General features: G+C 34.5%; 24 protein-coding genes, 2 tRNA genes and 1 CRISPR repeat array. Of the genes, 14 read left to right on the forward strand and 12 right to left on the reverse strand.

The window, feature by feature from the left end; genetic code table 11:
- Positions 1–163 (reverse strand): sigma-70 region 4 domain-containing protein (locus H5T45_02695; GenBank protein MBC7128622.1); only part of this gene is annotated, 163 nt, incomplete at its 3' end.
- 107 nt (positions 164–270) lie between these two features.
- Here H5T45_02695 and H5T45_02700 point away from each other — a divergent pair.
- A complete protein-coding gene (locus H5T45_02700; GenBank protein MBC7128623.1) occupies positions 271–1,128 on the forward strand; it encodes a DMT family transporter in 858 nt (285 codons plus the stop codon).
- A gap of 19 nt (positions 1,129–1,147) precedes the next feature.
- A complete protein-coding gene (locus H5T45_02705; protein ID MBC7128624.1) occupies positions 1,148–1,552 on the forward strand; it encodes a response regulator in 405 nt (134 codons plus the stop codon).
- Here the strand turns inward: H5T45_02705 and H5T45_02710 are convergent.
- Genes H5T45_02710 through H5T45_02735 form a run of 6 tightly spaced genes read right to left on the reverse strand, consistent with a single transcriptional unit; the run spans position 1,549 to position 8,029 of the window.
- Positions 1,549–2,265: a hypothetical protein gene (locus H5T45_02710; GenBank protein ID MBC7128625.1), complete on the reverse strand. Its 717-nt coding sequence runs from the start codon at positions 2,263–2,265 to the stop codon at positions 1,549–1,551. The two genes, H5T45_02705 and H5T45_02710, sit on opposite strands and share 4 nt — an antisense overlap.
- Entirely contained in the window at positions 2,255–3,406 is a 1,152-nt protein-coding gene (locus tag H5T45_02715) for a GTP-binding protein (GenBank protein ID MBC7128626.1), read from the reverse strand. The genes H5T45_02710 and H5T45_02715 overlap by 11 nt, the downstream gene beginning before the upstream one ends.
- A complete protein-coding gene (locus tag H5T45_02720) occupies positions 3,399–3,743 on the reverse strand; it encodes a roadblock/LC7 domain-containing protein (protein MBC7128627.1) in 345 nt (114 codons plus the stop codon). Before H5T45_02720 ends, H5T45_02715 begins: the two co-directional genes overlap by 8 nt.
- Positions 3,744–3,779: 36 nt before the next feature.
- Positions 3,780–5,489, reverse strand: coding sequence for a type II secretion system F family protein (locus tag H5T45_02725; GenBank protein ID MBC7128628.1), 1,710 nt, complete (start codon positions 5,487–5,489; stop codon positions 3,780–3,782).
- Between the two features lies 1 nt (position 5,490).
- Positions 5,491–6,366, reverse strand: coding sequence for a type II secretion system F family protein (locus H5T45_02730; GenBank protein MBC7128629.1), 876 nt, complete (start codon positions 6,364–6,366; stop codon positions 5,491–5,493).
- Positions 6,335–8,029, reverse strand: a complete 1,695-nt coding sequence (locus H5T45_02735; GenBank protein ID MBC7128630.1) for a type II/IV secretion system ATPase subunit — start codon at positions 8,027–8,029, stop codon at positions 6,335–6,337. Before H5T45_02735 ends, H5T45_02730 begins: the two co-directional genes overlap by 32 nt.
- 200 nt (positions 8,030–8,229) lie before the next feature.
- Here H5T45_02735 and H5T45_02740 point away from each other — a divergent pair, with 200 nt between their 5' ends.
- A complete protein-coding gene (locus H5T45_02740; GenBank protein ID MBC7128631.1) occupies positions 8,230–10,359 on the forward strand; it encodes a hypothetical protein in 2,130 nt (709 codons plus the stop codon).
- Here the strand turns inward: H5T45_02740 and H5T45_02745 are convergent.
- Positions 10,356–11,693, reverse strand: coding sequence for a B12-binding domain-containing radical SAM protein (locus H5T45_02745; protein MBC7128632.1), 1,338 nt, complete (start codon positions 11,691–11,693; stop codon positions 10,356–10,358). The genes H5T45_02740 and H5T45_02745 overlap by 4 nt on opposite strands.
- A 91-nt stretch (positions 11,694–11,784) precedes the next feature.
- Between H5T45_02745 and H5T45_02750 the strand changes: the two genes are divergently transcribed.
- From H5T45_02750 to H5T45_02775, 6 genes are all read left to right on the forward strand, one after another.
- Complete coding sequence (locus H5T45_02750; GenBank protein MBC7128633.1) at positions 11,785–12,309, forward strand: winged helix-turn-helix transcriptional regulator; 525 nt, start codon at positions 11,785–11,787, stop codon at positions 12,307–12,309.
- 1 nt (position 12,310) lies between these two features.
- The gene (locus tag H5T45_02755) at positions 12,311–14,383 is read left to right on the forward strand and encodes a DEAD/DEAH box helicase (GenBank protein MBC7128634.1); all 2,073 of its coding nucleotides are present in this window, start codon (positions 12,311–12,313) and stop codon (positions 14,381–14,383) included.
- A complete protein-coding gene (locus H5T45_02760; GenBank protein MBC7128635.1) occupies positions 14,380–14,871 on the forward strand; it encodes a hypothetical protein in 492 nt (163 codons plus the stop codon). The genes H5T45_02755 and H5T45_02760 overlap by 4 nt, the downstream gene beginning before the upstream one ends.
- Positions 14,871–14,944, forward strand: a tRNA-Arg gene (locus H5T45_02765). The genes H5T45_02760 and H5T45_02765 overlap by 1 nt, the downstream gene beginning before the upstream one ends.
- Positions 14,945–14,962: 18 nt before the next feature.
- A CRISPR array of direct repeats spans positions 14,963–15,298; the repeat unit is 35 nt; unit sequence GTTTCAATCCTTGTTTTTCTGGAAATTTTTGCAAC.
- A gap of 194 nt (positions 15,299–15,492) precedes the next feature.
- Complete coding sequence (locus tag H5T45_02770; GenBank protein ID MBC7128636.1) at positions 15,493–16,449, forward strand: ABC transporter ATP-binding protein; 957 nt, start codon at positions 15,493–15,495, stop codon at positions 16,447–16,449.
- Entirely contained in the window at positions 16,436–17,236 is an 801-nt protein-coding gene (locus tag H5T45_02775; GenBank protein ID MBC7128637.1) for an ABC transporter permease, read from the forward strand. Before H5T45_02770 ends, H5T45_02775 begins: the two co-directional genes overlap by 14 nt.
- A gap of 236 nt (positions 17,237–17,472) precedes the next feature.
- Here H5T45_02775 and heR read toward each other — a convergent pair whose 3' ends face one another.
- Entirely contained in the window at positions 17,473–18,237 is a 765-nt protein-coding gene (gene heR / locus H5T45_02780) for a heliorhodopsin HeR (protein ID MBC7128638.1), read from the reverse strand.
- Between the two features lie 89 nt (positions 18,238–18,326).
- On the opposite strand from heR, the gene H5T45_02785 reads away from it, so the two are divergent.
- The 4 genes from H5T45_02785 (at position 18,327) to H5T45_02800 (ending at position 22,520) form a co-directional block, all read left to right on the forward strand.
- Positions 18,327–19,142: a dienelactone hydrolase family protein gene (locus tag H5T45_02785; protein ID MBC7128639.1), complete on the forward strand. Its 816-nt coding sequence runs from the start codon at positions 18,327–18,329 to the stop codon at positions 19,140–19,142.
- Between the two features lie 192 nt (positions 19,143–19,334).
- Positions 19,335–19,763, forward strand: a complete 429-nt coding sequence (locus H5T45_02790; protein MBC7128640.1) for a 30S ribosomal protein S12 — start codon at positions 19,335–19,337, stop codon at positions 19,761–19,763.
- Positions 19,763–20,323, forward strand: a complete 561-nt coding sequence (locus H5T45_02795) for a 30S ribosomal protein S7 (protein MBC7128641.1) — start codon at positions 19,763–19,765, stop codon at positions 20,321–20,323. Before H5T45_02790 ends, H5T45_02795 begins: the two co-directional genes overlap by 1 nt.
- A 4-nt stretch (positions 20,324–20,327) precedes the next feature.
- Entirely contained in the window at positions 20,328–22,520 is a 2,193-nt protein-coding gene (locus H5T45_02800) for an elongation factor EF-2 (protein ID MBC7128642.1), read from the forward strand.
- A 203-nt stretch (positions 22,521–22,723) separates the two neighbouring features.
- Here the strand turns inward: H5T45_02800 and H5T45_02805 are convergent, their stop codons facing one another.
- The 3 genes from H5T45_02805 to H5T45_02815 form a co-directional block, all read right to left on the reverse strand.
- On the reverse strand, positions 22,724–23,428 hold the full coding sequence (locus H5T45_02805) for a hypothetical protein (protein ID MBC7128643.1): 705 nt from the start codon (positions 23,426–23,428) through the stop codon (positions 22,724–22,726).
- A gap of 80 nt (positions 23,429–23,508) precedes the next feature.
- Complete coding sequence (locus H5T45_02810; GenBank protein ID MBC7128644.1) at positions 23,509–23,841, reverse strand: hypothetical protein; 333 nt, start codon at positions 23,839–23,841, stop codon at positions 23,509–23,511.
- A 1-nt stretch (position 23,842) separates the two neighbouring features.
- Entirely contained in the window at positions 23,843–24,148 is a 306-nt protein-coding gene (locus H5T45_02815) for a winged helix-turn-helix transcriptional regulator (protein MBC7128645.1), read from the reverse strand.
- Between the two features lie 102 nt (positions 24,149–24,250).
- Here H5T45_02815 and H5T45_02820 point away from each other — a divergent pair.
- Positions 24,251–24,323, forward strand: a tRNA-Val gene (locus H5T45_02820).
- Positions 24,324–24,326: the final 3 nt, after the last annotated feature.

Below are 24,326 nucleotides of genomic sequence, written 5' to 3' on the forward strand. Positions count from 1 at the left end.
ATTTATCTCTAAAACTTTCCTTTCCTGGATGATGTGCTCTTTTATTCCACTTCCATACAGTTTTTCTGCTTATTCCAAGAAATTCAGCAATTTCTTTTGTTTTCTTTCCTGCCTTCTTTGCCATAACCATTATTCTCCTCATTTCTGGAGTAACATGTGACATTTCCCATTCCCTCCTATAAAGAATGGGAAATTGGTTTAAGAAATGTTACTGATCTGTGTTTACTTTACAGATGTCAAAAAATTAATTAGTTTATCATCAATAACATTGTGAAAGATAAGGGAATAAAAATACTGCTTGTTATATCAATTATTTCGATATCTTTTTCCTCAATTCTTACAAGAATGAGTGCTTCTCCTCCCGTTCTTATTGCATTTTATAGAATGGCTTTATCATCTTTACTAATTTTCCCTTTTCTGTTTATAAAGAAAATTAAAATCGAGAGAAAAGAAATTTTATTATCTATGCTGGTGGGCATAATTCTTGCCCTTCATTTCATAACATGGATTACATCTCTTTCATATACTTCAATTGCAAGTTCAGTGATACTTGTAACATCCCATCCATTTTTTGTATCAATAGTTTCATTTTTACTTTTTAAAGAAAAACTTCATAGAAAAAGTATCTTTGGCATAATTTTAGCATTTTCCGGCATTATAATTCTTTTTTCATCTGATTATTTTTATCTCCCAAAAACACTTAAGGGTGATTTACTTGCTTTTTTAGGAGGAATTTTTGCTGGTACCTATATAATCGGCGGAAGAAAAATCAGGCAAAAAGCTGGCATTTTTGAATATAACTTTATTGTATATGGGACTTCATCAATTTTTCTTCTTTTATTATGTCTTCTCTTTAAAATGAATTTGGAAGTTTCATCTAAGGAATTCACAATTTTTCTTCTTATGGCTATTTTTCCAACATTATTAGGTCATTTTCTCTTCACTTTTTGCATAAAATATGTTAAAGCAGCTGTCATTTCTGTTTCATTTCTTGGTGAGCCAATTGGTTCATCAATATTAGCAACAATTTTATTCAGAGAAGTTCCTGGAATATTTAGCATGGTAGGAGGAGTAATCATTTTGCTTGGCATATATCTTGTTGCATCATCGGAAGTTAAAAATATTTAAAAACCTCTTTATTATCATCATGGACAAAAAAATAGTTCTTGCAATAGATGATGAAGAGACAATGATTGATTTAATAAAAAGAAATCTTGAGAGAATAAGCATCCCAGTAATTGTATATGGGGCGACAACTGGCGAGGAAGGAGTTGAAAAATACAAAAAATTAACATCGCAGGGAAAGAAACCTCACCTCGTTTTAATGGACTTAAATCTTACTCAATGGGGAAAAGGTAAAATGGATGGGGTGGAAACAACCAAAAAAATCCTTGAATTTGACCCTGAAGCAAACATCTATGGCTACACCGCCTGGTTCGCCACCGCCTGGGCAAAAAAACTTGAGGAGGCGGGCGCAAAAAAGGTTATAGAGAGAACAATTTTACCATCGGATTTTAGAAAATTGATTGAAGATATACTGAGAGAAGTTTAGGCAACTCTTCCCATTCTGAAAGCTCCAGTTATTCTTATCTCATCTTCTTCAAGGGTGTAATCTATCCAATGACGGGAAATTACTTCCCCGCATCCCTGCACTCTTAACTGCATTTTAGCTCCTTCTTCTCTCAGCTCTATCACCCCATCCATCACATGCTTCATTGTTTGTACTTCAATTTCATCATGCATCCCTCTTGTCATTGAAAATAGTGAGGTGAGACCTATTCTACTGCATATTCCACTCAATACCTGTAAAAATCTGAAAACCGCTTTTGCGTCTGAATAAACAACCAATGTTGAGAGAGAATCGAAAACCATTCTTGATAAACCTGAATTTTCTCTGTGAATTTGAATTATAGAGGACGCAATTTTTTCTCTATTAACAGGACTATCTATAAATATTACTCTTTCATCCTTCTCTTCCAGTTCAACGCTTTTAGAATATACATCTATATATCTCACCATTCCCTTATTTTCATATTCTTTATAAGAAGGATCCAATCTAATCATTTCCTCTCTTACTTCCGAAAATGAATTATCCGTTAAAACAAAAATAACTCCTTCATTATTTTTAAGTCCTGATAGGGCAAATCTCTTAAGTATTATTTCCTTTCCTATGAAAGGAGGTGCATATACAAGAACATTTGTTTTTAATGGTATTCCACCTTTCAGAAGTTCATCAAGCCTGTCAATGCCTGTGCTAGCAAGCATTTGAAACACCCTCTAAAATTTCTAGCATTTTATCAATTGCTTCATAAACATTTTTTCCATCCTTTGCAGAGATTTCTACGACAGGAACATCTTTTTCCAACTTTCTTCTTATTTCTTCTTCCTTCATTGCTCCCTGTATATCTTGCTTGTTTGCCACAATAATACATGGAATATTAAATTTTGATATCATCTCCTTTGCATAAAGAATATCTTCTTCTTTTGTGGAATCAATAACAATAAATATCAGGCTTGAAGAGCCGAGCATTTTATCCGCTATCGGTAAAAATCTTTCAAGACCTGGTAATCCAAAAATATCAATTCTATAGCCCTTATAATCAACCGAGCCATGTTCAATTCCAACAGTAGCCCCTCTCCTTTCTACAGGTGTAAATTCTTTTGAAACCGATTTTATAAAACTTGTTTTTCCAGATTGGTGAGGCCCTATAACAGAAACTTTTGGTATATATATCCTTATTCCTTCTGGCTTAAATATTTTAAAATAGATTTCTTTATTCATGCATTCATTCCAGTCAGCTTTTCTTATACACATCTTCTGTCTTGTAACTATGTCCTCAACAAGATTTATTTCTATTATTGCATTGAAAATTCTCTTTAATCTATAAATTATCGCTTCTTTATATGGCCATGCAATGAAATTATAGAATGATACAATCTCCTTATTCTTAATTTCTCTATTCAATTCCTCTATTCCATCCAAGGTTTTTTTCTCTCCACATAAATCCATTATATTTGAAAGAGAATCAAAAATAATAACTCCTCTATCTATTTTTTCTATAATTTCAATTAAAACACCTTCATAATTTTCAATATCATGTGGCTCATGAATTTTATATTTCTCCTCAGATGGAGCTCCTATTAAGGAAGAATATGCATCAACAAGAATAAGCTTCTCATAGTTTTCTCTGCTCCAATTAAATTCATTAAAAAATTTTTCAACATTTTTGGGTGATGATTCAGAAACAACATATACTCCATAAAATCCCTTCTCAAGATTGTGGCGGAGTATATGGATTCCTATATTGCTTTCCTCCACTACTGGCTCAATATAAAATAAAACGGATTTACCGTAAGGAATGCCATTTAAATATCTATCAAGTTTTGTAATTCCAGTATCAATCATTTTTTCCCAGCTCTTTACCAACCTTTTGTATTAAATCCAAAAATTCTGCATCAGGAGATGACACAACTGCAATTAAATAGTCCGCCCCCGCCCCCTCTATCACTATTTTTCTATTTCTTCCTTCAACAACAACAAATTTTGGTATTCCTCCCTTTATTCCATCAATTGCTATTTCAGCAGAGCTTAATATTGTTGCAACCATCGCAGAAAATACTTCGCTATGAACATTTTCCATATTTGTGTATATTGGCAACCCATCTCTTGAAACTATAAAAACTCCTTCCACTCCCTTCTCCATCTCAAGCTCTTTTATTATTTCCTTGTAGTTCTTTTTCATAACTTATGTATAACTCAAAAATACTAATAAAATTTTCTAAATTAATTTGAAAATGAGATAGGTAATCAAAACCATTATTGTTGCATGTCTCAAGCCAGCAAGAGCTTTCCCTTCAGTCAGTGAGCCAGCAACAACCCCGCTTCCTATTGCTTGAGCAATTGCAGTGCATATATAAATAAATTCATACTGCTTCATTGTAATCGATGAACTTGTAAAACCTGGCAAACTTATATCCTGCGAAACAAGTTTTGGGAGGAAAAATCTGGATAAAGCTATTATTACTGCAAGGAATACAAAAAATGAAATGTAAATTATCATAAGATATAGATTCATTTCTGTTTTCCTCTCATTCTGCAAAATTTTTATTTCCCTTGCATTTGTTGCGGCGGCTTCTATGACATCCGCAATTTTTCCTCCCGCCTGAGATGCTTTTATAACCATTGTTGTTGTCCTCTGTATCAGTGGCGTCTTTATTCTTTCTCCAAATCTCCTTAAAGCCTCTGTAAAAGGCACACCCCATGAAATCTGAATCGCCATTTTTTTAATTTCTGGTGTGAGAAGCCCATAATCTCCCCTCGCCGCCATCTCCACAGCCCTTGCCTCTGTCATGCCCGCCTTTCTTGACTCGGCTAAATCTCTTAAAAATTCGGGAAATCTTTCTTCCATTGCATTTATTTTTTTGTAGTGGAAATATTCATAGAATCCAAATGGACCAATGGAAACAAGGATTGCGTATATTGCAAAATCTATCGCATTTTCAGATGAAAGAGTTAATGTTCCAATTGATGTTATTTTTCCTATTTGTAGTAAGACAGCAATTGCAACAAAAATTGCAGCAAAAACCGCTGAAAGAGACAGAATTACTATTCTTTTAACCGTCTCTAAATCATATTTTTCTTTTAGAACACCTGTTTTTTCAGGCAATATAAAGAGTATGTATAAAACCAGGAAAAAAAGGAGAAAGATACTCAATCCGATAAGCACATATGCCCATTTTATTTCTTCAAGAAAAATTTTTGGTCTCGGTATAATAGCTATTATATTTATAAGAATAAATGCAACTATCAGGGATATTATTCCAAAATATAATATTCTTCTCCTTAAAATCACTTCTTCTCTTACTGTTTTGCCTCTTTCATAGATACCAACTATCGAATCAACGGGAGAAGGCATTTCTCCTCCTATCATAAGCGACATCATCCAAGAAATCATTGCAATGTTTAAAAGAAAGAGAGGGTCAGCCATGCTAATAATTATGCGAGGAACATTTGCTGGTAGATGATATAAATCGGTCTGTGAAGCAATAACAATAAATGAAAAAACTATTGCGAATATAAAGAAAAGAATATATGCTGAAGTTCTTTCGACATATGGAATTGAGAGAACAGTATAAAGCATTAGAAGCAATACCGCCCCAAGCAATATATTTATTAAAATTCTTGAAATATTTAGTGCGGAAAATACAATGAATATGTTTAAAATTGTTGCAAAAAGAAGAATTATGAATGAAAATAAAGATGTGAAATAATATTTCCATTCTCTTTCCTTATATTCTTCAGGTATAAATGGTAGCATATCTTCCTTTATTTTCCTCTGAACATATGAAAAGAATAAAAATAATATTATTGCAACAGCAAAAAGTATGTTTGAAAGAGCATAATATTCAAAAAATCTGGCAGTTACTGAAGCGGATATTATTAAAGAAGAAGCAACTAAAGCAAAAATGGTTATTTTTCTTTCTATCATTTTATACCTCCGGTGTCATGGAACTTATTGCAAGTGCAAAACCAAGATGCGAGATAGGAAGCATTACAAAAGCAATCAGGTATAGGATTATAGGAGATGTAGGTCTCCCACCGCTAAATGAAATCATGACTGAAAATATTATTATAAGAAAAAGGGGAGCAGCAACCACCACTGTTACATAACTTTCTGCAAGAATACCAAGCGTATTTAAGAAATCTTTCTGAACTCTTCTATTCTCTCTCATATATTCTTCCGCCTTTGCTAGAAAATATTTTTTTAAATTTCCTCCAGAAGTGATTGTTGTTATTGCTCCCTGCAAAAATTCCTGAAATTTTATTGATGGTGTTCTATTTGCAGCATTTCTTAACGCTGTTATTATATCTATGTTAAACATATAAATATCCCTGTAAATCCATGCCGCCTCCCTGTGTATTTCTCCATATATTGGTTGCTCCGCTAAGTTTCTAAATATCTCTGCGGGCGTGATGCCTGCGGTTGCCATCGCCGCTATGAAATTCAACGCGTAAGGGAGCTTAGCATCTATATCCTTTTTTCTTTTGTTTGCCCTATTTTCAGGAATTACTAAAGTTATGAAGTAGGCGAGTGCTGCGAGAAGAATTGGCGAAGGAATTACTATTGAAAGAAGTTTATTTGGTAGATTAAAAGCTGGGGAGAGAAGAGTAATGTAAAGGAATACAAAAATCAATCCAGCAATAGAAGCAACCATTGCGTTCATCCATGCAAGAGCTATATATGCTTCTGCTCTTATCTCAATAAATCCTTTTTCAAGTGCTCTCTTTATATATTCAATCTGGGGGGATTTTGATGCCTTTTTTCCAAATACCTTATAAGCTAAATTCTGATATTTGGTTAGCATTTTCCCTTACCCTCTCCATAACCTTATCAGGACTTTTATAGTATGCAGATATTATGGCTCCAAAATCGACATAATGCTTTATTCCTTTTTCAGTCATCCATTTTATAACTTCAACTCTTCTATTAAATTCCTCATTTAGCTCTCTATCACTCCAGTTCCTCTGCTCCGCTATCCTATCCATCACATGCCCCTTTCCATAATAATCAAAACTATCCTTTCTTGGATTCCATCTGAAAACATCATTTGTAAGCAGATCATCAGTAGTTGGATCAATACCCACAACTTCAACAACTTCTCTAATTCTTCTAACCCTCTTCTTTCCTATCCTCATTAAACCCTGAATTGCTACTATATCCAATGCCTGCAACTGTATACGGGGTATGCTTATTGGCTCTCCTTCAAGCCTGTGCACAACAGAAAATATAGAATCCGCATGCATTGTAGAATAAACAGTATGCCCTGTAGCCATCGCCTGGAAAAGAACGACCGCTTCCTGTCCTCTTATCTCTCCCACAAGAATATATTCGGGGCGCTGGCGGAGCGCCGCCTTTAACAACTCAAACATTCCAATTCTTGTTTCCTCAGCTTCAGTTGTTGTTTCTCTTGTTACGGATGCAATCCAGTTTGGATGGGGCAAATTTATCTCCCTTGTATCTTCTATTGAAACTATTTTCATCTGAGGAGGTATAAAAAGACCGAGAGCATTCAATGTTGTTGTTTTTCCAGAAGCAGTACCCCCCGCAATTATGGCAGATGCCCCATGCTCTATCGCAAGCCAGAAATATGCGGCAAGTTCTGGTGAAATTGTGTTGAATTCTACGAGATGGGTGGGGGTGAATGGTTCTTCTCTGAATCTTCTTATTGTGAAATTTGAACCCATTGAAGAAACCTCTCTTGCAAGGCATGCCTGCAATCTTGAACCATCGGGCATTGTTGCATCAAGCAAAGGGCGCGAGATAGAAATATGTCTTCCGCATTTCTGGGCGAGTTGGATGACAAAAGAATCGAGCTCATCATCTGTCTGAAAATATATACTTGTTTTAAGTGATTCATAATTTCTATGATATATGAAAATTGGAACACCAGATGCATCGCATGATATATCTTCAATCATGGGGTCTGTCATTAAAACATCTATCTTCCCATATCCAAGAAAATCTCTTATAACATAATACATTATTTTATCTTTTGTTATATCATCTATTTTAATTGAATAATCCCTTATAACTCTATCAACATTTTTTCTAAGATATTCTTTTGCCTCATCTTCTTTGAATTCAGTGAGTTCTATATCCATTGTCTTAATTAATGTCTCTTTTATAAAATCCAGAATTCTTTTTTCTTCCATTGAAAGAGAGGGTTCGATTACTTCATATATATATTCATGATTTTTGTTGTCATATAATATTCTTATATACGAATATGGTTTTTTAACTGGATGAACTTCAACCACTTCTATATAATCCTCTCTTGGAGGAAGAATCTGCACAATCTCTTTCTTAGAACCAATAAACTTCTCTATATCCTCTCCTCTCTTAATCATACTTAAACTTTCCTTCGCCTTCAAAATTTCCTCGCTTTGCTGGATACTCCTTAAATCTTCTATAATCTTTTTATTTTTTGATATGAATTCATTAATCTTATATTTGCTGAGCAAAAGCATTGCCTTCTTTCTTTCTTCTTTTTCTTCTTCTTTGAGGATTTTTTTATTCTTCATTTATATCACACATTTTTTTTAATATATATAGATTTATATTTATTCTGATTATATTGATAGCAAAATGCTAACAAATATTTAAGTTTTTCTTTTTTCTTTTGAAAGTTAAATAATAAAATTTATGTTTAGGTTTTCTTTACATATTCATGAAAAAGTTTGTATTTATGGTAGCGATTGCAATCATTTGCTCAGTATTAGTTACTTATAACAGAGCAAGCGATTTACCAAGCATTGTTTATGTGGACGATGATTTTGACGAGAGCACAGAAGGATGGAATTCAACATGCTTTAATATTGTGCAGAATGCAGTAAATAAAGTTGCAGAAGATGGAATTGTCTTCATTTATGGAGGTAATTATTCAGAGAATTTTACAGTTAATAAAAAACTAAAAATTTATGGAGAAAACAGGGAAAAGACATTTATTAATGGAAAAATAATAATTTACGGGGAAGTGGAAATTAAAAATATTTCATTAAAAGGGATTGAAGTATTCTCATCTTTCAACAGAATAAATGATTGCAATATTATTGATGGAGAAGGAATATATATCTCAAATTCAACAAACAACACAATTTACAGATGCATTATTTCAAACAATAACTTTGGTATTTATCTCAATTTCAGTTTCTTTAATAATGTAAGCAGGAATAATTTAATAAATAACTCTCAGAATGCTTTTGATAATGGCAACAATTCGTGGAATGAAAACTACTGGAGCGATTTGATTGAATCTCCCTATATTATCCCTGGTGGAGATAGTAAAGATTTTAATCCAGCAGCGAAGCCCTGGGATTATATACTTCCTTCCATATTTCACACAATCAATGGTGAATATGGAAGAAATGGATGGTATAGGAGCAATGTAACTATAGATGTGAATGCATATGACAACGAAGAAATATCACTTATAAACTATAGCTTAAATGGATTATGGCAAAATACAACAAATTCCTCATTTAATATAACAGCTGGTGAAGGGGTCCATCTCATAGAAATTTATGTTTTTGATGGAAATGAAAATTTTATTAAAGAAGAATTTACTGTTAAAGTTGATACTTCTCCACCTGAAATATCCTATATATTAGACCCTTCCTCTCCAAATGGCGAGAATGGATGGTATAAAAATGTTTCAATATCAATAAGCGCTACCGATGGCACAAGCGGCATGGCGGAAGGAAGTATAGAATATAATATAAATAGTGGGGGCTGGCAGGAATACAAGGGCTTCTTTACCCCAATGGAAGAAGGGTATCTAAACATATCAATAAGAGGGATTGATTCAGCTGGAAATGAAAATATAACAGAGTTAGAACTAAAAAAAGATTCAATGCCTCCTTCAATAATTATAACAAGTCCATCTGGAGGATTTGTAAAAAGTTATTATGAGGTTATATGGAATGCAACTGATAATATAGATACCGATTTAAATGGAAGTATTTCAATATATTATTCTTCCGACAATGGCACAACATGGACAGAAGTTGAGGAAGGAATTTCAAACAGCGGGGCATATTTGTGGGAAACTTCTCTTTTTAATGATTCAAAAAATGGTATTTTAAAAATCTCTGCTACAGATGATGCAGGTAATACAGGATTTGCATTTTCAGAAAATTTTGTTTTGGATAATACACCTCCATTTATTTCAGTGACATCTCCAAAGGAAGAAGCATATGGAAAGGACGAATACGGAAATATAATAATTGAAATAAGATGGGAGGCATACGATACTATAGACGATGATTTAGATGGTAGCATAAACATTTCGTGTTTTAATTTTACATGGTTTGATATAATAAGGGGCTATAATAACACTTTCAGATATACATTAACAAATGCAAGCGAGTGGGAGGATGGAAATTACATGATAAAAATCTCCGCTACAGATGATGCAGGTAATACAGGATTTGCATATTCAAAAAATTTCACAATAGATAAACAACCTCCTCAACTAATAATAAAAAAGCCGGGCAGAGGATATCTCTATATAAACTTATTCGGAAAAGATATAATACCACCAATTCAGTTATTCGGGTTTTTATACGATGCCATAATAATAGGAAAGATAAAAATTGATATTTATGCATACGATAATCATTCTGGTTTGCAGGAAATAAGAATAAAGTTAGATGAAAATGAGCCATTCCCCGTTGAATGGCCCTATCAAATCCTATGGGATCCTTCAACGGGTTTGCACAGTATGAAGGTAATTGCAAGAGATAATGCAAAAAATATTAAGGAAGAAGAAATAGGCAGAATATTATGTCTAAATTTCTAATAAGGTGGTAATTTTTCCTCGTCATTTCCTTTTATGAATTCCTGCCAGTAATAACGGCGCATTGCAATATTTATTGTAGGAAGGGCAAGAGAATAAGGAGCAAACTTTGTCATTTTTATTGATTTATAAACTCTTTTTATAGTTTCTTTCATTGAATAAAATCCTCTTATCACATGTTTAATTCCTTCGAGCAGCTCTTCAGGTGTCATATTTTTTGGCTTATAAACAATATGCGCCTGCGTGTATTTTCTCCAGTCTTTTGTGAAAATTCTCCCTTCTTTTTCGAGTCTTTCATATAGGGGTGTGCCTGGATATGGGGTGAGAATATTGAATTCAGCAGCATCTATTTCCCATTGAAGAACTGCTTCAAGAGTTGTATCGAATATTTCTGGTGTGTCCGCATCAAAACCAAATATAAATCCACCTATAACCCCCATTCCATATTTCCTAACTTTTTTAATGGCTTTATCATATTCTTCCGCTTTATTTGAAACCTTATGCGCTTCCTTTAAACTTTCTGGATTTATTGATTCAAATCCAACGAACCATGCTATGCAACCAGCTTCTTTAGCTGCCTTCAAAAATTTTTCATCTTTTCCAAGCAGATTTATATTTCCGTTGGCAATCCATTTCTTCTTTAATGGTTTTATTGCCTTGAAAAGTTCAATGCTGTAACTTGGATTTATTGTAAGAGAAGGATCTCTGAAAATAAGGACTTTATTTTTTATTTCCTTCATTTCTTTAACTACTGCTTCAATTGGCCTGCTTCTTAGTTTTCTTCCCAAAAAGACGGATGTTGCACAAAAATCGCAAGCATTCGGGCATCCTCTTGTTGTTTGTATTCCCTCAGTGAGTGGCTTGTTTTTCATCAAATCTCTTCTTGGAACTGGTATTTTGGATGCATCAACATGCGGGCCATAATAAAATGGTTTTAAATTTTCCTGCTCAGCATCATTTAGCAAATCATTCCATACTTCTTCTGCCTCACCAATTACAACCGCATCCGCATGCTCCTTCGCCTCTTCTGGCATCGCAGTTGGATGATACCCTCCAAGAACAACCTTTATGCCCTTTTTTCTGAACTCATCCGCAATGCTGTAAGCTCTTGGAGCGGTCATCGTAAGCGAGTTTATTCCAACAATATCCCATTTTTCATCAAAATCTATTTCTTCAAAATTCTCATCTACTATCCTTATTTCATGCCCGTCCGAGCAAGCCGCAACCTGTGCTAAACTTAATGAAGGATTTCCAAAAAGCTTTGCAAAAGGACTTTTTCTATCTCTATAGGTTGTAACTCCATGTTCTATTTTAGGGAATACCAGCAAAATTTTCATGTGCTTAAAATATTGCTAAATATATAATTTTTGTTTATAGGCGGGTCTTTTTATTTCATAAATATTTTAAATAGGAAATTGTTATAGGTTTGTGAATGCAACAATAGATAATATAGACAGGAAGATAATTTCCCTGCTTCAAAAAAACCCAAACATTTCTCAGAATGAGATTGCAAAAGAAGTAGAGTTATCTCAACCCTCAGTGAGTGCAAGAATTAAAAGAATGCGTGAAAACGGAATTCTTGCCTCTATGTTTGGAATAGACATAAAAAAAGTAGGACTTCATGTAGCGAAGATAGAAATAAACAAAAATGAGAAAAATGAATTTATAAAAGATTGCCCATACATTCTTTCAGTCATTGAAACAGTGGAAAAAAATATTCTCTATATTGTAAGTGAGGATTTTTCGAGCCTTGAAGCAATAGCAAAGAAGCACTTTGACATGGATGATTTTGAGGTTGTATTATCTTCTTATCCAAATCTGGTTTTTCCAATAAAAATCCCAGAAAAAAATAATGGATGTAGTAATTGCGATTGTTCAAATTGTGATTTTTATATAAAAGGAAAATGCATTGGCTGTCCTTCCTCGCTATATTACAGAGGAAAACTATGGTAAGATGAAAGTAGATGAACTGCAGGTTGCAAAAGAAGTTAAAGAAATTTTGAAGGAGCAGGGGATAAATGAACTTTACCCCCCGCAGGAAGAAGCAATACCTTATGTTTTAAAAGGAAAAAATGTTGTGGTTTCTGCACCTACTGCTTCTGGAAAAAGTCTTGTTGCATATCTTTCAGTGGTTCAAACTGCTTTAAATGGAAATAAGGGCATCTATATCGTTCCTCTGAGGGCTCTTGCAAGAGAAAAATACGAAGATTTAAAAAAATTTGAAAAAATTGGAATAAAGGTTGGTATTTCAACAGGAGATTTATATGATAGGGGCGAAAAACTCGGTAAATACGATATAATTGTATGTACGAGCGAAAAAGCAGACTCTTTGCTGAGGCACAAATCAGAATGGGTATATGAAGTAAAAAATGTTGTTTTGGATGAAATTCATTTGATAAATGATGTGGCCCGCGGCCCGACGCTTGAAGTGATCGCCGCAAGATTTATGCATATGTTATGTCCCCAGATAGTTGCCCTATCAGCAACAATAAAAAATGTTTATGAAATTGCTGAATGGCTTGATGCGGAACTGATTCAATCTGAATGGCGTCCCGTGCCGCTGAAGCAGGGCGTGCTCTTTGGCAGGAAAATATATTTTGATGACGGGAGCGTTAAGGAAATAGAGAATCCAAAACTTGAAGGGATAGTTGAGGATACACTTCGCAGAGGACAAATTCTGATTTTTGTAAATACACGCCAAGCATCGCAAATGCTTGCTGAGAAATTGAAAGAAATTGTTGGAGGATTTTGCGAGGCGGAGGAGATAGCAAGCGAGATTTTACATGGCGAAGAGATAACGAGCATATCAAAAAAACTTGCTTCATGTATTGAGAAAGGTGTTGCATTTCATCATGCTGGCCTTACTTCGATTCAGAGAAAAATTATTGAGGACAATTTCAGGAAAGGAAAAATAAAGTGTGTTGTTGCTACTCCTACAATGGCAATGGGTATAAATATGCCAGCGAGAAGGGTTATAATAAAAAATTTATGGAGATATTCAGAGTTAGAAGGAGGGATGAGGCCACTGCCGGTTATGGAAGTGAAGCAGATGATGGGCAGAGCTGGCAGGCCCGGATATGATGAGATTGGAGAAGCGATAATAATTGCTAGAAATAAGATGGAAAAGGAGAGACTGTGGGATGAATACATAATGTCTGATGTTGAGCCAATTTATTCAAAACTATCTTCCGAGCCATTGTTAAGGATGCATATTCTCGCATTAATAGCAACTGGTTTTGCAATTTCATGGAAAGAAATATTGGATTTTTTCAAAAAAACTTTTTATGTTCATCAGCTTGGGATGCTTCCAGAAAATAAAATATTTGAATGCCTTGATTTTCTGGAAAGAAATGGATTTATAAGGAGTGAGGGTGAAAAATGGCTCGCAACACCTTTTGGAGAAAAAACATCGAGCCTTTATATCGACCCTTTAACTGCTTTAAAAATGAAGTTTGCTCTTGAGGATAAAATGGGTAACAATTTCTCATATTTACATGTAATATGTTCAACACCTGATATGAAATGCTTATCAGTTAATAGAAAAGATGATTGGCTTGAGGAAAAAATAAATGAAGAAAAGTTTCTCCTTCCTGTGCCCTCGCCGTATGATGCCGAGTATGATTTCTTCCTTTCAGAGGTTAAAACTGCATGCATGCTCGAGGACTGGATAAATGAAAAGAAGGAAGATGAAATAATTTCAAAGTATCAAGTTGGCTCTGGTGATATACATGCGAAAGCTGAGACCGCAGAATGGCTTCTTTATTCAATGTCAGAGATTGCGAGATTATTCAATTTTGAAGCGGTTACCATACTAAAGAAACTTGAAATGAGAGTTAAATATGGATGTAAGGATGAATTACTTAATTTAGTCAAGTTGAGAGGAATAGGGCGTGTTAGAGCAAGAATTTTATATAGGCATGGCTTAAAAAATGTCGAAATGCTTAAGAGAGCAAGCATATCCATGCTTAAAGAATTGCCAGGCATAGGTGAGGGAGTTGCTAAACTGATAAAGGAGCAGGTAGAATGATAATCATAGGAGCAAAAGGAAAAATGAGGGTGGAAGATGCTTTTAGGGAGTTGAAGGAATTTTGCGAAAGAAATTCTATAATTGGGCAGGTTTTTGATGCTGACTTAGTGCTTGGAGAAGAGCATTTAATTGTTGCATATGAACATGCAAAAAGGGCTTTTGAAAAAGGAAAAAATATATGTAAAAAAATTGAAATGGAGATGCTTTTATATGCTGCTGGAAAAAGGCAGATAAATGAAGCAATCTCGTTAATTGGTGCAAAAAAGGAAGGCAGGTATGCTTTCTTTTTTTACGGAGAAATTGAAAGAGAAAAATTGACAGATTTCATTTCTAGTTTCGGCCTTAAAATAGACCAAAAGGTTATTGAATTCAGGAAAGAAAAATTAAAAAAAATTGGTATAAGTGAAAAAGAACTGAGCGCTATAGATGAAAAATTCCATAAAGATTTAATTTTTGAAAAAATTGCATTGCTCGATGCGATAAAATAGCCCGGATAGGGTAGTCAGGATATCCTTGGAGGCTGCGGACCTCCAGACCCGGGTTCGAATCCCGGTCCGGGCACTTAAATTTTTGCCCGCATGTTTCAATCCTTGTTTTTCTGGAAATTTTTGCAACCCTGAAAAATACAGATGATATTAGATTGTTCGAAGGGAGAGTTTCAATCCTTGTTTTTCTGGAAATTTTTGCAACAGAACATTGGACGGGCAAGTAAGAGCATTTTTATCAAGTAGAGTTTCAATCCTTGTTTTTCTGGAAATTTTTGCAACTGTAAAAGCAGACAGGTACATCGAATATTTGCAGGAAAGTTTCAATCCTTGTTTTTCTGGAAATTTTTGCAACAAATTGAGAACTATTTTGAGAAATTAAAAGATAGAAAGAAGTTTCAATCCTTGTTTTTCTGGAAATTTTTGCAACCCCGACTTTTTTCTCTTAAGCTGGATTTAATAGTAAATTGTCTTATCTTAATAAATTTTTTGGCTGGTCGATTTTTTTGGATAAAATATTTATATTACTTCCAAAGTCCAGCTAAAATTAAAGCACAACATGCTCTTCTCAATCAATTCATCAAACAAAAAGATTAAAAACATAAATAACCTAAACTCTATAATATGATTGCATTGGAAGTCAATGATGTTTCTAAAACATACAAACAGGGAGATAATTATAAAATTGCTCTGGAAGACATCTGTTTTTCTGTTGAAGAAGGAGAAATATTTGGTCTGCTTGGGCCAAATGGCTCCGGGAAAACAACTTTAATAAAGATTATTTTCGGGCTAATGGCTCCAGATAAAGGAAAAATAAATATTTTTGGATATGAAATTCCGAAAGAAAGAACAAAAATAATAGATAGAATTAATGTTGTTTTTTCAAGAGCAGGATTTTACTGGAATTTAACAGGAAGAGATCATTTAAAATTTTATGGAAAAATTTATAGGGTAAAAAATTTAAAAGAAAAAATAGAAGAACTTATTGAACTTTTTGAATTGCACGATAAAATAGATATGACAGCAGATAAATATTCAACTGGAGAAGCAATGAGATTAAATCTTGCCAGAGCATTATTAAATGAGCCAGATTTACTAATACTTGACGAGCCCACCATAGGGTTGGATCCAATACTGGCATTGAAGATAAGAGATTATCTAATTAAAATAAATGAAGAAAAAGGAATTACAATCCTGCTTACAACACACTACATGGAAGAAGCGGATCGCTTATGCAGAAGAATTGCCATAATTGATGAAGGAAAAATTATAGCAATAGACACTCCATCAAATTTAAAAAATAAGCTGAAAAAGGAAAAGATATGTGAAATAGGTGTTTCAAATCTTACATCTCAATTAATGGAAAAGATAAAAGAAAAATTTGAGAAATGCTCCTATTATGAGAACAAATCAGAATTAAGAATTATACTGAAAAAATATGAGGATGTAGCAGAAATAATTGATTTTTTAAAGAATAATGAAGCAGATGTAATTTCTGTTCATACAGAGAAACCAACTCTTGAAGATGTTTTTCTTTATATGACTGGAAAGAGGTTGAGGGATAAAAATGAGAATTTTTAAAGATATATTTATTGTTTTTCAAAAAGAAATTAAGGAATACTGGAGATGGAAGCTTCATATAGTTTTTGATGCTTTTTTTCCACTTTTAGATACTGTGCTATTTATCATAATATGGAGCGCAATTCTTAAAGGAGGATTTGAGGGTTATGGAATGATAACAAAAGAAAATTACATTGGCTTTCTTATCTCTGGTATGATTGTCTGGAGTTTTGCAAGGAATTATTTAAGCGGTGAATTTACGAGAATATTTGTTGAAGAGAAGCACCGCAGAACAATTCAATATTTACTTTCTTCTCCTATAAACAGGATGGCAATACCATATGGTAAGTCCTTGCTACCAGTGCTTAGATCCATTTTCAATTCAATAATTTTAATTTCTGTTGGGCTTTCCTTGGGTTTTGTTTTTAAGGGAAATCCATTCCTTATACTTTTAATAATTTTCCTTACATTTCTAACATTTTCTGGAATTGGATTAACAATTGCTGCCCTCGGCTCCTGGCGGGAAGATATAGCTGATTCTGGATGGCTAATCTACTACATATTTGAAATAACCGCTGGAATTTACTTCCCATTAGACATTCTCCCAGGCAATATAAAAAATATTTTCTTCGCCCTCCCTCAGGCGCAGGCGGTGCAGGCGATGCGTATGTTGGTGCTTGAAAATGCTGGCATTTATGACATTTTGCCCTTTATCTTGGCACTTGCTTTTTACTCGCTTGTCATGATTTTTTGTGCATTTTTTGCTTTTCGTTTTGTTGAAAGAAAGGCTATGCTTGTCGGGATTTGATTAATAATAAACAGGGGCAAAGTATAATACAATGAAAGTTTGGATATTAAATTATAGAAATGCAGAAGTGGTGAGATTGCTAGAAGGAAGCATGATATAAGTATATTTTGTGTTGATTAAGTTGATTTAGAAAAGATTGACGCAGAGCTATATATTTTCAGTTCTCCTTTTCATATCGGCTCGCCAAAGAATAAAAGTTCCTCTTTAAGCGCATATAAGGAAAAGATTGAAGTGCATCAAGGTTGAAGTGTCCCAAAAAATATCTGCCAGGCAAGAAGTGATTTTGCTACAAGGCTCAAAATTATATAAATTTTCTCTCCATATAGATAATCCTTCCATTTACCTATTTTCTTATACTGCAGAAACATATTTACAGCAAAAAGATTGAAAAAGAAAGCTATTGAAAAATATATTACAATAACAAAAAAGGGCATCTCCCCTCCATATAGCGCGCCAGCCGCAAGCGATATGGCTATAACAATCCATGGGACTATGCCAGCTATGCATCCTATTATATAAGATGTCCAATTTGTTTTTTTGGTTGTTTGGTTGTGGATTTCCATCATCAGTCCCATTAAATTCATTATTCCAGTAAGTGCAAAAAGAGCAATTAATGTGCCCAATTCATATATTCCAGTCAAGATGGCAATTATAACAATCATTAGTGAAGCACTTATAGAATATTCATACCATCTATAGGGGTTAATATTGCTTTTCAGATTTTCAACATATCTTTTATAAAGAACTGTTGAAATTAAAAAATGGGCAATTGCAGATATTAACAAGAATAATGCCACCAATGGAGCAAGCTGGATATCAAATATTTTGTCTGTTGTAGGAACCAATGTTCTATTCAATTCGTCAAATCTGAGATAGGTTATATATATTGGCCATTTTTTATCACTACTTAAATATAGCATTATCGCTGATTGAAATAAATGTAAAAAGCCCATCAAAATATTAAAAAATCTCAATCTCTCATATTTTACTTCCTTTACCATAAGGGAAATGGAAAACATTCTTAATATATTTTTCTAAATTTTTTAAATTAAATAATGAAAAATTAAAATATAGCTCACATATTTTAATTATGAAAAAACTGGCATGGTTAATATTATTGATTTTTTTATTTAGTGGTTTCACTTCTGGAATAAATAGGAGCATTTCCAGTAGCCCAAATGAAGAATGGATAAACGGTAGAAGATTTTTGTGGGAAAAGCCGCAAACAGGATGCAATTATCCTGTAATAATTGTGCTGCACGCCGCACTTCAGCGTGCAGAAGTATGGTTTTATCCCTTTATCTGGAGCAATGGGCAGTATCTATTTGTTAAAGAAGCATTGAGAATGGGATATATGGTTGTTGCTCCCGATTCTTTAGAGCCATATGGTATAAAAGCATGGGATTCATTTTCAAATGAATCAGAAGATATATTGTTTTTCTATGATATTTTGGAATGGCTTTCTGAAAATGAAGCTGATATGGAGAGAATATATGTATGTGGTTTTTCATCCGGTGCTTTTATGGCGAGTAGATTAGCAATTTTTTGTGGTGATAAAATAGAAGGGGTAGTAATTTATGCTGGAGCAAATGCTGATTACATCAAAATTACAAAGAATGGACCAGAATTTGATTGCATTTCAAATCAGAGCATTCCATCTAATCATTCACCTTCTTTAATAATTCATGGTAAAAAAGATAGATTTGTACCATATGAATGCGGTTTTCATTACTATGAAGAGCTAATAAAAAATGGAATTGATGCAAAATTTGTCTCTACTATCGGTGGTCATAGATGGCAATTTATGTATAATAAATATATTTTTGAATGGCTTGCTGGACAAAAAATTCTTTGGAAGAATGCTGCAGCGGAGTTGACCTGCCAGGCTACAAAAAGACCCTCCTGATATAAAAGCGATTTTTAAATGTGCTTGTTGAAGCGGAAGGGTATGCGATTCGTGGATATACAGAAATTTGTCATATGACAGCGGGAAAGATCTCCATTTGTATCGAAATTTCTAAAATAATCTTTTTCTTTGCTTGGGTTTGCTAAATCAACAAGCGTTATTCTTATATACTAAAAGATTATATGCTTCCATATGGGCAGAGGAATGTTCGCCGCTCGTAAATTGGCAAAAAATAAGCAGAAATTCAGGTGGAGTGATAGCGGATACAAGAGATACATGCTCGATTTAAAGAGAAAAACTGACCCACTCGAAGGGGCGCCGCAGGCAAGAGGTATAGTGCTTGAAAAGATTGGAATAGAAGCAAGGCAGCCAAATTCTGCAATAAGGAAGGCAGTAAAAGTTCAATTGATAAAGAACGGGAAGGTTGTTACAGCCTTTACCCCGGGAGATAAAGCAATTACATTCATAGATGAGCATGATGAAGTTATTATTGAAGGGATAGGAGGAAGAATGGGTCGTTCTAAGGGAGATATTCCTGGAGTAAGATATAAAGTCATAAAAGTAAATAATGTATCATTGAACGAACTTGTTAAAGGTAAGGTGGAGAAACCAGTGAGATAATGACCGAACTATTATTTGGAAAATATAGTTTAGAAGATGTTGTAATAACGGACAAGGGACTGGCACAATATATAAACCTTCATCCAAGAAAATTGCATACTCACGGAAAGCATGCGAATAGAAGATTTAAGAAAGCAAATCTATCCATAATTGAGCGACTTATAAGCAACATGATGAGAACTGAAAAATATACTGGAAAAAAATTAAAAGCAACAAAGGTTGTTGAAAAAGCATTTGAAATAATTCACAAAAAAACAAAGAAAAATCCCGTACAGATTTTAATAAAGGCAATAGAAAACTCTGCTCCAAGAGAGGAAACAACTCGCTTATTTTTATCCGGAATATATGTTCCTCAAGCTGTAGATAGTGCTCCTTTGCGAAGGTTAGATATTGCTTTGAGAAATATATGCACTGGGGCAGTCAATAAAACATTCAGAAATAAAAAGAGAATTGAAGAATGTCTTGCTGATGAAATAATAAGCGCATCAAATGATGAGCCATCAAGTTTTGCAATAAGCAAAAAATTGGAAGTAGAAAGAATAGCGGAAAGTGCAAGGTGAGTATATGGGAAGGAAAGAAGAAAATATTGCAAAAGCAAAACAATTGAGATATATCCCAGAAAAAATAAGAAACATTGGCATAGTTGCCCACATAGACCATGGAAAAACAACTTTCTCGGATAATCTTCTCGCGGGCGCGGGCATGATTTCGGAAGAACTTGCGGGCGAGCAACTGGTGCTTGATTATGATGAGCAGGAGCAGGCGAGAGGTATAACAATAAATGCGGCTGCCGCCTCGATGGTTCATGAATATGAGGGACAGGAATATTTAATTAACTTAATTGATACGCCGGGGCATGTTGATTTTGGAGGAGATGTTACCCGTGCAATGCGTGCTGTTGATGGTTGCATAGTCGTTGTTTGTGCTGTTGAGGGTGTAATGCCCCAAACTGAAACTGTTTTAAGGCAGGCTTTGAAGGAAAGAGTTAAACCAGTTTTGCTTATAAATAAGGTTGATAGACTTATAAATGAATTAAAATTAAATCCTCAAGAAATGCAGCAGAGGTTTGTTAAGATAATTGCTGAAGTAAATAGGTTAATACAGAAAATGGCTCCAGAAGATTTTAAAAACTGGAGTGTTAAGCCAGAGGATGGAAGTGTTGCTTTTGGGAGTGCATTAAACAACTGGGCCATTTCAGTTCCATTTATGAAAAAAACAGGTATAACATTCAAAGATATATATGAATACTGTTTGAAGGATGATCAAGAAACTCTTGCAAAAAAAGCACCTATTCATAAAATAACTCTGGATATGGTTATAAGGCATCTTCCAAATCCAAAAGAGGCGCAGAAATACAGAATTCCTAATATATGGAAGGGGGATTTAAATAGTGAAACTGGAAAGGCAATGGTGGAATGCAGTCCAAAGGGAGAGCTTGCAATGATGGTAACAAAAATAATTATTGACCCGCATGCAGGCGAAATAACTGTTGGAAGGGTTTTTTCAGGCACACTAAAAGAAGGAGAGGAAGTTTATATACTGGGAATGCCGAAGTCATATCGCGTACAGCAGGTAGCGGTAATGGTAGGAGATACAAGAATACCAGTAGATGAGATACCAGCTGGCAATATTGCTGCAATAACTGGTTTGAGAGATAGCTATGCAGGATGTACAATCACATCAAATCCAGACCTTGAGCCATTTGAAGGAATAAAGCACTATTCTGAGCCTGTGGTTACGGTTAGAGTTGAGGCGAAAAAGCCAGCTGATTTACCAAAACTTGTAAAAGTGCTTAGAGATGTTTCAAAAGCTGACCCTTCAATACAGGTAGAAATAAACCAGGAGACGGGAGAGTATTTAATGTCTGGAATGGGTGAGCTACATCTTGAAATAACTGAATATAGAATAAAAAATGAGCATAAAGTTGATATAATTGTTTCGGACCCGACGGTAATTTACAGAGAAACTGTTCGCAAAAAATCGCCAGTTTTTGAAGGCAAATCCCCAAACAAGCATAATTGCATATATGTAGAGGTAGAACCACTTGAAGAAAATGTTGTTAAAGCCCTTTTAGAAGGACAGATAGAGGAAAATGTCAAAAAATATAGAAAAGAAGTTTCCAAAAAACTCGAAGAACTTGGTATGAATAGAGAAGATGCAAAAGGTGTTTTTGCAATAAAGGGGGCAAATTTATTTACAGATGTAACAAAGGGGATACAGCACCTTAACGAAGCAAAGGAATTACTGATTCAGGCTTTTGAGGATGTCTGCAAAGCGGGCTGCAAGGCGGCGGAGCCGCTGCAGGGCGTGAAGGTGCGCCTTGTTGATGCAAAACTACATGAGGATGCAATACACCGCGGGCCAGCACAGATGATACCCGCAACAAGAAACTCAATTTATGGAGCTATGACACTTGCCCAGCCAATTTTACTTGAGCCAATTCAGAAGGTATTTATATCTGTGCCGAGCGAGCTTCTGGGAAATGTTACAAGAGAAATAACCCAGAGAAGAGGGACAATTTTGGAAATTAAGAATGAGGGCGACATGAGCATTGTTCAAGCAAAAGCGCCTGTGGCGGAGATGTTTGGATTTGCATCAGCAATTCGCTCAGCTACTGGTGGAAGAGTTTTATGGAGTACAGAGAATATGGGATTTGAACCATTGCCTGACTTTTTACAGGATGAAGTAATGAGGAAAATAAGGGAAAGAAAAGGACTTAAGCCAGAGCCATATCCAGCAGAGCATTATGCGGGATAAGCATTAAGGAAGCATTACATCAACCTTGCAGAAGTTGAATTCTTATCCAATATTTGTCTGTATAAAATTAAGTTTTTCAAATTCGGAATGAGGGCAACAAACTTTTCTTCTCTACATTATTCAGAAATTGTAGTTAAGAGAAATCACATTTCCACGCTTTCTTTTCATTTTTTAAATTTTACAAAAAATAAGAAGGGAAGAGATTATCTTGCCCATATGCCATTTATGTGCATCACTACTATGCTGTCATCTTTTAGCCATCCGTCTATTTTTACTTCTTTTCCAACCAAGCCGTTAAGCTCTTCATACATTCTTTCAAGCGAGCCATCCCTATCAATGTCACTCTTTGAAAAACCTTGCTTTATCATCAGCCTTATGCCATTTATGTAATAACTTCCATTCATTTCTTCAAGCACTCCCTGCAATTCAACAAATTCATTGTAGCATGGCTGGCGAAGCCATATGCGGTTTATGTGGCTTGCATAGAGTATGTTATCTTCAAGTAAGCCATTTATTATCACATTGCTTCCAACAAGCCCATTTATTTCTTCCATAACTGTTTCATATGTTCCATCCATATCATAGTCGCTTCTTGAATTGGTGTTCAGGAAATGCTCGTCTCCAAAGTAAATTTCCATACCATTTACATAATATTTTCCATCAATGTATTCAAGTATTCCTTCCTCCCTTGTTAAGTTTAGATAATTCTCCGCCATTATTCTTGCTCTGTTATGATTGCGAGCCATTTCAATTACTCTTTCTCTTACCCTGTTCCTAAAGCGATATCCGCTGAAATCATTTCCATTGTTATTTTCATTGCTCCCTTTCATCGCACTTATCTGTGCCTGTGCAAGCACTGCTATTGCTATTGTCGCAACCAGAGCCAGCGCAACATATTTTTTATTCATTTTCATCACCATGATTAAAACTATTGCTTTGTTTATATATATTTACCAGATTTATTACCCATTTTTTCCCAAATCATTTCCTATTCTAAGCTCAATATCAGCAATATTATCAATGCAAGTGTTTCAAAAAGATGGGGCATTGAAGGGAAATAAAATGAAAGAAATCTTTGAACAAGCAGAACTCCTATGAAAAAAACCAAGCCCAGCATAAATGAAGATTTTGTTTTAAGAAAGCTATTTATATATATCAAAAGAAGGGCGAGCAAAAGAACAAGATTTATAATTGTTGAAAAAACATAAAATAATCTCAATCTATTAACAAGTCTTTCCTCCCATCTTGGTTGAGCAATCGCAAAATTAGCTATCTGTAAAGCAAGCATCACAGCAACAACCCAAACAACAATTTTTTTCATATTACATCACCCCTTTCCTATTTATTTTATTTTTCCCAATTTTTTCCCAAATCTCATAAAAATGCTTTATATTCTGCTCCAGCAAATCAGATATAAAATACATTTTTGCATATCCCTCACCCATCGAAGTTATCAGGCTATTCTTTTCAAGCACTTTCAAATGATGCCTCACAGTTTTGTAATCCATACCTGTAATCCTCGCAATTTCATTCGCATTCATTGGCTTTTCAATCAGCAATTCAATTATTCTTCCTCTGTTGGCTCCCCCCGCAGAAGCAGCCAGAAGCCACCAAAGAAGTTTCTTTATCGGGTTCAATGCTTGATAATTCCTTCCAAATTATAATTTTTTCTTTATCTTTTTAACTTGTCCAGCATAAAACTTTAAAATATTTCCTTGTTATTACTTTGCGGGCTCGTGGTCTAGGGGTTATGATGTCGCCTTGACACGGCGGAGGTCGAGGGTTCGAATCCCTCCGAGCCCATAA

This window comes from Thermoplasmatales archaeon (genome assembly GCA_014361245.1).
Classification (GTDB): Archaea; Thermoplasmatota; E2; order UBA202; family JdFR-43; genus JACIWB01.